General features: G+C 74.5%; 9 protein-coding genes. 8 read left to right on the forward strand and 1 reads right to left on the reverse strand.

From position 1 onward, the window contains the following. A partial coding sequence (locus LC586_RS37940) for a radical SAM family protein (RefSeq protein WP_229490906.1) occupies positions 1-381 on the forward strand: 381 nt, incomplete at its 5' end. A 313-nt stretch (positions 382-694) separates the two neighbouring features. Further along, positions 695-1444, forward strand: a complete 750-nt coding sequence (locus LC586_RS37945) for a hypothetical protein (protein ID WP_229490907.1) — start codon at positions 695-697, stop codon at positions 1442-1444. Here LC586_RS37945 and LC586_RS37950 read toward each other — a convergent pair. After that, positions 1438-2238 (reverse strand): hypothetical protein, encoded by an 801-nt coding sequence (locus tag LC586_RS37950; RefSeq protein WP_229490909.1) that lies wholly within the window; start codon positions 2236-2238, stop codon positions 1438-1440. The two genes, LC586_RS37945 and LC586_RS37950, sit on opposite strands and share 7 nt — an antisense overlap. Here LC586_RS37950 and LC586_RS37955 point away from each other — a divergent pair. From LC586_RS37955 to LC586_RS37980, 6 genes are all read left to right on the forward strand, one after another. Then, complete coding sequence (locus tag LC586_RS37955; protein WP_229490919.1) at positions 2228-3064, forward strand: hypothetical protein; 837 nt, start codon at positions 2228-2230, stop codon at positions 3062-3064. The two genes, LC586_RS37950 and LC586_RS37955, sit on opposite strands and share 11 nt — an antisense overlap. A 1-nt stretch (position 3065) precedes the next feature. Further along, on the forward strand, positions 3066-4505 hold the full coding sequence (locus tag LC586_RS37960) for a hypothetical protein (RefSeq protein WP_229490911.1): 1440 nt from the start codon (positions 3066-3068) through the stop codon (positions 4503-4505). Between the two features lie 8 nt (positions 4506-4513). After that, the gene (locus LC586_RS37965) at positions 4514-6958 is read left to right on the forward strand and encodes a serine/threonine protein kinase (RefSeq protein ID WP_229490912.1); all 2445 of its coding nucleotides are present in this window, start codon (positions 4514-4516) and stop codon (positions 6956-6958) included. Positions 6959-6970: 12 nt separating this feature from the next. Then, on the forward strand, positions 6971-9409 hold the full coding sequence (locus LC586_RS37970) for a PEGA domain-containing protein (RefSeq protein WP_229490914.1): 2439 nt from the start codon (positions 6971-6973) through the stop codon (positions 9407-9409). Between the two features lie 7 nt (positions 9410-9416). Further along, positions 9417-9869: a hypothetical protein gene (locus LC586_RS37975; protein ID WP_229490916.1), complete on the forward strand. Its 453-nt coding sequence runs from the start codon at positions 9417-9419 to the stop codon at positions 9867-9869. A gap of 30 nt (positions 9870-9899) precedes the next feature. Beyond that, positions 9900-10369, forward strand: a 470-nt coding sequence (locus LC586_RS37980; RefSeq protein WP_229490917.1) for a hypothetical protein, incomplete at its 3' end; no start/stop codon positions are given.

Consider the following 10369-nt stretch of genomic DNA (forward strand, 5'->3'; position numbering starts at 1 on the left):
ATCCCCGCGGTCACGGACCACGAGCTCGAGGCGATTCTCGAGGCCGCTGCGGCGGCCGGAGCGGTCGGCGCGGCGTACGTGCTGCTGCGGCTGCCGCTCGAGGTGAAGGACCTGTTCCGCGAGTGGCTGGACGCGCACGCGCCGCTGCGTGCGGCGCACGTGATGTCGCTCGTGCGGGGCATGCGGGGCGGGCGCGACAACGACCCGCGCTTCGGTCACCGGATGCGCGGCGAGGGGCCGTACGCGGAGCTGCTGAAGGCGCGCTTCCACGCCGCATGCCGCCGGCTGCAGCTCGAGGGCCGGTACCGGGAGTCCGCGGCGGAGCTCGACGTCACGCGCTTCCGGGTACCGCCCGCGGGCGGGCAGCTCGCGCTGCTCTGAAGCCCGGCGCCGGCGCCGAATCGAGCGCGGCGAGCCGCGCGAAAAGGCGCTCAGGGGCGCCTCGAACTTGCGCGGCCGGCCGTCGCGGAAGGAGGACAGCCACCGACATGGCCGCGTGGGGTCCATCGTGTATATTCGGGACGAAAGCTCTGGATCTGCAGGCCGTTCGTGCGCGCTCGCACCCTCGACGCGCGCGGAGCGCAGTGAGCGACGGCGTGCCGCCCGGAGCGGGACCATCCTCGGTGCATTAGATACACGACAGCCGGCGACCCCCGCGCGGGCGGGACGGTGCCGGCCGCCGGAGGAGTCGACCATGCTCGAAACGTCCGCCGCGGCGCCGGTCACGCCGAGCGCGCCCGCGCGTCCGGCTGCCGTCGTCCGCGTGCTCGCACCGCTCGCGGGCCTCGCGCTCCTCTCCGGCTGCATGACGGCGAAACTGGACGAGAACCGGATGATGCCGACCGCGATCACCGCGGACGAAGGCATCGTGATCCTCGCGAAGCCGCAGGTCGAAGGCACCGGCGCCGAGGAAGACTTCATGGGCTGCGTCGGCGAGAAGCTCGCGAAGGGCGAGCGCCCGATGAAGGTGTTCGCGAACCAGCGCTTCCAGGACCAGCTCTACCCGTGGTTCGAGCCGTCGACCGCGCCCGTGCGTGCGGAAGGCGTCACGTCGCTGCTGAACCGGCCGAAGGTCGCGACGCGGCTCGCGGAGACCGGCGTGCGCTACGTGGTCTGGGTGGACGGCAACACGCGCCGGACGGATGGCGGCGGCAGCATCGCGTGCGGTGCGGCGCCCGGCGCCGCCGGGTGCATCGGCTTCGGCTGGTGGGAGAAGCAGTCCGACTACGTCGCGACCGTGTGGGACCTGAAGACCGCGAAGTCCGCGGGCTCCGTGAGCACGAACATCACCGGCACGTCGGCGATGGTCGGCCTCGTCGTCCCGCTGCCGTTCATCGCGCGGGTGCAGGGCACGGCGTGCGATCGCCTCGCCGGTCAGCTGCGCGGCTTCCTCCAGGGTGCGGACCCGTCCGCGTTGCCCGGCGCCGGCGGCGGCGGTCACTGAGCGGGCAGGGCGCGTCGGCGGCGGCGACGGGCGGCGGCGTGCCGGGGATGGCCGCACCGGCGGCGGTCGCACCGGCGGCATCGCATCCGCGTTGAACCCGGAGCGCGCGCGACGCTCCAAATACTCCGGCCGAGGACGGCGCGCATGCCGTTCGCCGGGAGGGGACTCCGAATGAAGCGCTTTGACTCCGCCTCGAATCGCGACCGCCCGGGTGACCGGCGCGGGTCGCCCGCCGTCGTCGGCGACCGGTCGCCTGCGGCGCGGTCCGCCACGGGCGTACGCGGCGTCGGCGCCGCGGTGCTCGCCGTGACGATCTCGCTCGCGCTCGGCGGCTGCTTCGAATCGCAGTCCTCGTCGGGCGGGTCGAGCGGCGGGTCGCCGTCGTCCGGCGGCAGCTCGTCCGGTGGCGGGTCGAGCGGCGGGTCGACGGGCGGCGGTTCGTCGGGCGGTTCGTCGGGCGGTTCGAGCGGCGGCGGCAGCAGTTCGCCCGTGTCTTTCCCGTCTTCGTCACCGGGCAGCGGCAGCGGCGTGCCGTCGTCGTCTTCACTGCCGAGCGGCGGCGCGTCCGGCGCAGGCGGGTCGGCGGGCTCGGCGGGCTCGGCGGGCTCGGCGGGCTCGGCGGGGTCTGCGGGCTCGGCCGGGTCGGCGGGGTCCGCGGGCTCCACCGGATCGACCGGATCGACCGGCTCGGCAGGCTCGACGGGCAGTGCGGGCGGTGCGGGCACGGCCGGCGGTGGCGGGCCCACCGTCACGACGACCGCGACGCTCCCGGGCGGCGTCACGGTGGACAACAACGGCAACGTCGGCGTGTCGACTCCCGGCGGGACCGTGGGTCTGCCCGGCGGGCTGCCGGGAACCGGCAGCGGTGGCGCGGGTCCGGAGGGGACCGGCAGCTCCGGCGGTTCCGGCGGCTCCGGCAGTTCCGGCAGCTCCGGACGTGCGGGCGGCGTGGGCGGCGCGGGCACGACCGCCGGTACTGGAACCGGCGGGGCGCCCGGCACGAATGGTTCTGCAGGCGCTCCCGGCGCGCCGGGCGGCGGCCCGGGCGGCGGCCCGGGCGACGGGACGGAGAGCGGTGACGGTGTAGGCGATGCAGCCGGCGGCGGCGAAGGCCCCGGCGGCGCAATCGGCCGTCCGGGCGAGGATCGGCGCGCGGCGATCTACCGTCGCATCGACGAAACGCTCGGCACGTTCGACGGCAGGATCCGCACCGAACAGGAGGCGATCCTCGCCGATCGTAACGGCAGAGTGGGCGATGGCACCGGTGCCGGCGGCGGCACGGGCAGCGGCGCCGGCGACGACGGCTCCGCGGCGGGCGCCGGCGACGCGGCGGGCGGTGGCGCCCCCGGCGGGGACAAGCCCGGCGCGGGCGGCGGCGGCGGCGAGGGCCCCGGCGGCGACAGCAGCGACGGCGGGATGCGCTCCGACGGCGGCAGCGCGACCGGCGGCACCGGCGGCACGGTGCAGGGCGGCGGCGGTGCGGCGCCTGCGGACGTGCCGGACGGGCGCGACGACGACATCGTCGCGCGCCAGATCCGCGAGGCCGCGATGAAGGAAACGGACCCGGAGCTCCGCGAGAAGCTCTGGGAGGAATATCGGAAGTACAAGAAGGGCCAGTGACATGACCCACGTGCACTCGCTCGCTGCGCAGCCACGCGTCGCGAAAGCGCTCGCCGCGAAGGCGATGGCCGTCCGCGGTGGCCTGCTCGTCCGTCTCGGCGCCGTCGTCGCGCTCGCCGCGCTGGCGAGCGGCTGCGTCGTGCAGGAGACGCGCCCGCTGCCGAAGCTCGCGGCCGTGCAGGCGACCACCGAGATCCCCGCGGACGAACTCCTCGACGTCGGCGTGCGGATCTTCGATCCGGGGCTGCCGAAGGAGATCGAGGACAACCCGGAGCTCGCGGAGAAGAAGGGCATCTATCCCGACATCCGCAAGGCCGAAGCGCGGTACATGCCGAACGTGCTGCGCACGACGCTCGAGGGCACCGGGCAGTGGGGCGCGGTGCGCGTCGTGCCGGCGACCGTCGACGTGATGGACGTGATGGTCGACGGCCGCATCGTCGAGTCGACCGGCTACGCGCTCACGCTCGAAGTGCGCGTGAGCGACGCGACGGGTCGCGAATGGTTCACGAAGACCTACGAGCAGGCCGCGGACACCGCGTCGTACCGCGAGGGTCCGGGCCGCGCGCGCGATCCGTACCAGAACGTCTACGTGAACGTCGCGAACGACATGCTCGCGTATCGCGAGCAGCTCGGGCGCGAGCAGCGCGTGCAGATCCCGCGCGTCGCGGACCTGCGGTTCGCGCGGGAATTCGCGCCGGCCGCGTTCGACGAGTACCTCGCGAAGGACAAGGTGAAGGACGGCGCGCCCGCATATCGCGTCGTGCGCTTGCCCGCGGACGGCGATCCGGTCGTCGAGCGCATCGAGCGCATCCGCGAGCGCGACGAGAGCATGGTCGACACGGTGAGCGACCATTACGCGTCCTTCTCCGAGAAGATGAACGAGCCGTACTCGGCCTGGCGGCGCTCGACCTACGACGAGATCGAGGCGGAGCAGCGGCTGCGCCGTCAGGCGACCACGCGCAAGGTGCTCGGCGCGGCAGCGGTGCTCGGCGGCATCCTGATGCCGAGCACGTGCGGCGGGAACAACTACAACTGCGAGCGCATCGAGGGCGCGGCGCGCACCGCGGCGGTCGCGGGCGGCGTGATGGCGGTCATGTCCGGCATCCAGAAGGGCAAGGAGGCCCAGATGCACACGGACGCGCTGAAGGAAATCGCGGGCTCGTTCCAGGGCGAAGCCGCGCCGATGGTCGTGGACGTCGAAGGCCGCACGCTGAAGCTGACCGGCACCGCGGAAGCGCAGTACGCCGAGTGGCGCAAGCTGCTGCACGAGCTCTACGTCGAGGAGACGGGCCTCGTCGGCGAGGCGCCCGCGCCGGACGGCGTGCCGGCGACGGGCGCGCCCGCCGCGCCGGCGGCCGGCGCTGCTGCCGCCAGCGGCACTCCCGCGCCCGCGGGCACGGCGCAGGCCGTGCCGCCGCCGCCTCCACGCAACGAGACCTGACGGGTGCAATGACGGAACCGAACCGCGGCGATCGCGTCGGGGGCCGTTTCGTCCTCGTGCGCCGGCTCGGGTCCGGCGCGCACGGCGAGACGTGGCTCGCGGACGACCTCGAGTCGCCCGAGCGCGTGGCACTGAAGCTGCCCGTCGCGGGCGCGACGGATGCACTCGCGCGCGAGGCGGACGCGATGCGTCGCTTCGCGCCGGAACATCCCGGCGTCGCACGCGTGCACGGCATCGTGGCGCTCGGCGACGGCCGCATCGCGCTCGCGCAGGAGCACCTGCCCGGCGGCGATCTCGTCGGCCTGCGTGGCCGGCCGTGGCACGAATCGCTGCCGCTGCTGCGACCGGTGCTCGACGCGCTCGCGGCCGCGCACGACGCCGGTCTCGCGCACGGCGACCTGAAGCCCGCGAACGTCGTACGCGACGCGGACGGTCGCGCGAAGCTCGTCGATTTCGGCGTCGCCGCGCTCGTCGCGCAGCCCGGCCGGCCGTCGGGTTCGCCGTACACGCGCAGCCCCGCGCAATGGCGCGGCGAAGCGCTCACGCCGCAGGACGACGCCTACGGTCTCGGCGCGCTGCTGTTCGAACTCGTCGCGGGTCACCCGCCGTTCTATCCGCACGTCACGCAGGCGCGGGTGGAACACGAGGCCGTGCCCGCGCTGCACGCGCCGCATCCGGTGCCGCCCGCACTCGAATCGCTCGTGCATCGTCTGCTCGCGAAGTCGCCGGCCGAACGCCCCGACGTGCGCACCGTGCAGCGTGAACTCGAGTCGCTGCTCGCCACGGCAGTCGCGTCGACGGACGACGCACCCGCGCGCGCCGCGAACGACGGCGACGCCTCGCTCGCGGCCGCACCCCCCGGCGTCGCGGCTCGGGTCGCGCTCGCGCCACCGCCGAAGCCGTCGGGCGCGGTCGGCGCGGCGTGGCAGCCGGCGCCCGCGTCGAGCGCGTCCGCGGGTCGCGGCGACGCGCGGTCGCCCGCGCGTTCACGCGTGCCGCTCGTCGTCGGCAGCGTGCTCGCGCTCGCGGCCATCGCCGTCGTGTTCGTGCTGCCGCGCTGGGTCGCGGAGCATCCGCTCGAGGTCGGTGCGGGCGATGCGCGTACGCGCGCGGCGACGACGCCGGGCGCCTCCGCCGCGGCGGGCGCGTCCGGTGTACCCGCGACGCCCGCGGCGGCGGCCGGCCCGAAGCCGCTGCCGACCGATCCCGCCGCGCTCGCGGAACTCGCGAAGGCGAAGACCGGCGCGGAGGAAGCGCGCACGAAGTACGAGCAGGCCGTGAAGCCGCTCGTCGCGGCGCGCGCCGAGGTCTGGGGCGGTGCGGACTGGACGCGCGTGGACGGCAGCGGCAAGGACGCGGAGCGCGCGTACCGCGACCGCGACTACGTCGCCGCCGCAACCGCCTGGGCCGTCGGCGCGGAACTGGCGGCGCGCGTGCAGCAGGCGCGCGCGCCCGCGCTGAAGGCCGCGCTCGCGGCCGGCCGCGACGGTCTCGCGCAGGGCGACTCGCGTGCGGCGCGCGTAGCCTACGAACGCGCGCTCGCGATCGAGCCGGCGCAGAAGGAAGCGACCGCCGGCCTCGCGCGCGCGCAGAACCTCGACCGCGTGCTCGCGCTCGTGGACGAAGGCTCGAATCTCGAGAAGGCCGGCCAGCTCGCGGGCGCGGCGGAGAAGTATCGCGAGGCGCTCGCGCTCGATGCGCAGACGCCCGCCGCCACGGCCGGCCTCGCGCGCATCGCGTCGCAGAATCGCTCGAACGCGTTTGCGACCGCGATGGCGCAGGGCCAGAAGGCGCTCGCCGCCGGCAATCGCACCGCCGCGCGCGCCGCATTCGAGCGGGCGCGCGCGCTCGATCCTGGCGCGGCGGAAGTGTCGGATGCGTTCGCGCAGCTCGACGTCGGCGACCGCACCGCGAAGCTCGCGCAGCTGCGCGCGGACGCCGAGGCCGCGGAGCGCGCGGAGCGCTGGGCGGACGCGGTGAAGTCCTACGACGCCGCGCTCGCGCTCGACCCGACCGTGCTGTACGCGCAGGAAGGGCGCGCGCGCGCCGTGCCGCGCGCGCAGCTCGCGGCCCGCATCGACGCTTACCTGACGACGCCGGGCGGGCTGAACTCCGCGGAGGATCGTGGCGCCGCTCGACGCCTGCTGCGCACCGCCGCCGCGGTGCAGGGCGCAGCGCCCCAGCTGCGCGCGCAGGCGGAACGGCTCGACGCCGCGATCGTCGCGGCCGAAACGCCCGTACGCGTCGCGCTCGCGTCCGACAACCTCACCGAGGTGCTCGTGTACCGCGTCGGCCGGCTCGGCAGCTTCGAGCGTCGCGAACTGGAGCTGCTCCCGGGCCGCTACACGATCGTCGGTCGCCGCGCGGGCTTCCGCGACGTGCGCCGCGAAGTGGACGTGCCGCCCGGCGGCGCGCCGGCGCCGGTCGAGATACGCTGTACCGATCCGATCTAGCGACACGCCCTCTTGAGAACGTACTCACTCCGTGAACCGCTCGGCTCGCGCACGCTGGCAGCCGCCGACTTCCCGCTGACGCTCGGCGGGCCGGGCGCCGTCGTGCTCGTGCCGCGCGTCGCGCCGGGCGCGGTCGCGGCGCTCGTCGGTCTCGCGGACGGCGAGCCGTTCCTGCAGCCCGCGGGCACGGTGCCCGTGCGACTCGGCGACGCGGCGCTCACGGAATCCGCGTGGCTGCACGACGGCGATCGGTTCGACATCGAGGGCGCGCGCTTCCGTGTGGACGCGGACGGCGACGAGTGGGGTCTCACGGTCGAGCACGAGGGCGGTGCGAACGAGACCGAACCGCCGCTGTACGAGGACCTGCCGCTCGCGATCGGTGCCGAAGACGTGCCCGCGCGCCAGGCGCTGCACGCGATCGCGTTCGACGCGCCTGCGGCGTCCGCCGCCGCGGCCGTGCGTCGTGGCCCACGGGTCCGCGTCTCGCCCGGCCGCGTCGCGGTCTGGACCGTCGGCGGCGTGCTCGCGCTCGTGCTCGCCTTCCTGTTCGCGTCCACTGCGGTCACGGTGCAGGTGAAGCCCGGCCTCGACCCCGATCGCGTCGATTTCGCGGGCGCGATCGACGTCGGCACCGGTGGCTGGCACCTCGTACTGCCGGGCGAGTACGAGCTGCGCGTGGAGAAGGCCGGCTACGTCGCCGGCGTGCAGAAGGTGACGGTCACGTCCGCCGCGAACCAGAAATTCGAGCTCGCGCTCGCGAAGCTGCCGGGCACGCTCGTCGTGGACACCGGCGGCGTGCGCGCGACGGTGACCGCGAACGGCCGCGCCGTCGGCGAAGCCCCCGGCGAACTCACGCTGCCGGCGGGCACGCAGCTGCTCGCGTTCGACGCACCTCGCCACGAGCGGCTCGAGCGCACGGTCGAGATCGAGGGGCTCGGGAAGAAGCAGGCGCTGCAGGTGCAGCTCGTGCCCGGCTACGCAGCGGTGAAGTTCGAATCCGTGCCCGCCGGCGCGCAGGTCCTCGTCGACGGCAGGGCTGTCGGCACCACGCCGTACACCGGCGACCTCGACGCGGGTCGTCGCGCGGTCGCGCTCGCGCATCCGGAGTTCCGCACGTGGGAGTCCATGATCACGGTGAAGGCCGGCGAAGCGCAGACGGTCGGTCCCGTGCAGCTCGGCCTGCCGGACGCGCGGCTCGCGGTGCGCACCGAACCGGCGGGCGCGGACGTGAGCGTGTCGGGCGCATATCGCGGCCGGACGCCGCTCACGCTCACGCTCGCGCCGGGCGCGGCGCACGAGATCCTCGTCACGCGCGCCGGCTACGCACCCGTCACGCGCTCGATCACGCTCGAGCCGAAGGCGCAGCAGTCGCTCGCGCTGAAGCTCGAGGCGCAGCTCGGCGAGATCGTCGTGCAGGGCGAGCCGCGCGATGCGGAGCTGTACGTGGATGGCCGCTCGCGCGGCGCCGCGAACCAGAAGCTGTCGCTGCCGTCCGTGCCGCACACGCTCGAGGTGCGCAAGGCGGGGCTCGAGACGTTCCGTACGACCCTCACGCCGCGGCCCGGTCTGCCGCAGTCCGTGAAGTACGAGCTGAAGACCGCGGCGGAGCAGAAGGTCGCGCGGCTCGGCGGCAGCGTGCGCACGAGCAGCGGCCAGGTGCTGAAGCTGCTGCCCGCGGGCCGCATCACGCTCGGCAGTCCGCGCCGGGAGCCGGGGCGTCGCACGAACGAGGCGCAACGAATCGTCGAGCTGAAGCGGCCGGTGTACGTCGCGGTGCGTGCCGTCACGAATGCGGACTTCCGGCAGTTCAAGCCGGACCACCTGACGGGCGCGTTCCGGCAGGAGACGCTCGACCTCGACAACTACCCGGTCGCGAACGTCTCGTGGGAGGACGCCGCGGCCTACTGCAACTGGCTGTCGCAGAGGGACGGCCTGCCCGCCGCGTACGTGCGGCAGGGTGGCAAGCTCGTGCTCGCGTCCCCGGCGACGACCGGCTATCGCCTGCCGACCGAAGCGGAGTGGGAGTACGCGGCGCGCGCGGACGGCCGCGGCGGCGCGCGCAAGTACCCGTGGGGCGACAATCTCCCGATCCCGCCGAAAGCCGGCAACTGGGCGGACGCGCAGGCGGTCTACCTCCAGGGACCGGTGCTCGAGAACTACGACGACGGCTTCCGCGTCGCGGCTCCGGTCGGCAGCTTCGCCGCGAACGCGCTCGGGTTCTACGATCTAGGCGGCAACGTGCTCGAATGGGTGCACGACTACTACACGGTCTACCCGGAGGGGGGCGCGCCGGCCGTGGATCCGACGGGTCCGAACGACGGAGCGGCGTACGCGATCCGCGGCAGCAGCTGGCTCACGTCGCGGGTCGCGGAGCTGCGGCTCGCCTATCGCGACTACGGCGCGAGCGGCCGGCCGAACCTCGGGTTCCGCATCGCACGGTACGCGGAGTGAACGGAGCATGGAGAGTGAGCGCATGAACACGGTGAAGGACGGCGCGGCGCGCGGCGGGGTGCGCGTGCGCACGCTGCTCGGCCTCGCGCTCGGACTCGCAGCCGGGTTCGCGCTCGCGCAGAGCGCGGGGACGGGGTCGGAGTCGCCGGGCGCGGCGTCGGCAGCGGGACAGGCGTCGGCAACGGCACCGGCGGCCGCGCCGGCACCGGCGTCGACATCGGCGCCGGCATCGGCATCGCCGCCCGCATCGTCACCTTCGCCCGCGACGGACCCGCAGCCCGCGACCGCGACGGATCCGAAGGCACCCGCGGATGCGAAGTCGTCTGCAGCGAGCCCCGCTGCGGAAGCGAAGCCGGCGACGCCGGCGGCCACGGGGGCGGGCCGCGCGTCGCCGCAACGTTTCGAGCCGTCGGAGAAGGTCCGCGCGGATTTCGAGGTCTCGTTCCCGATCGACATCTGAGCAGCACACCAGAGCACGCGAGGTCCCCCCTTGGCGATCACCACCGATCCACCCGTTTCACCTGCGCAGCGCGGGCACAGGCGGAACCGTTCGGAGTTCATGCTCGAGCTGTTCGCGCTGCTCGGGATCTTCGTGCTCGTGCACGCGTTCTACACGGCGGTCGTGCGTCCGCAGGCGAGCGTGCTGCTGGCGGAGCAGGCCACCGCGATGGCGGGCGATCCGAACTACGTGCCGGAGCGCTCGTTCTGGATCATCGCGAAGGACCCCGAGCAGGAGGTCTGCTTCGTGCTCGGCTTCTGGGCGATCTTCGTGATGCTCCATCGCGGCCTGAAGGTCACGCGTGCGCGCCGGTTCCTCGAGCAGGACTTCCTGCACCTGCCCGACGGCATGCGCGTGCTGCCCGAGGACTCCCGCGAGTACCTGCGCCAGGTCGAGGCGCTGCCCCCGGCGGATCGCGAGCAGCTGCTGCCGCGCACGCTGCACACGGCGCTCGAACGTTT

This window comes from Nostoc favosum CHAB5714 (assembly GCF_020829495.1).
Lineage (GTDB): Bacteria > Cyanobacteriota > Cyanobacteriia > Cyanobacteriales > Nostocaceae > Nostoc > Nostoc favosum.

What these genes read in the sequence shown, in the direction of transcription:
- LC586_RS37945 (WP_229490907.1), top strand. Translation starts at nt 695, where the DNA reads ATGCTCGAAACGTCCGCCGCGGCGCCGGTCACGCCGAGCGCGCCCGCG.
- LC586_RS37965 (WP_229490912.1), top strand. Translation starts at nt 4,514, where the DNA reads ATGACGGAACCGAACCGCGGCGATCGCGTCGGGGGCCGTTTCGTCCTC.
- LC586_RS37960 (WP_229490911.1), top strand. Translation starts at nt 3,066, where the DNA reads ATGACCCACGTGCACTCGCTCGCTGCGCAGCCACGCGTCGCGAAAGCG.
- LC586_RS37975 (WP_229490916.1), top strand. Translation starts at nt 9,417, where the DNA reads ATGGAGAGTGAGCGCATGAACACGGTGAAGGACGGCGCGGCGCGCGGC.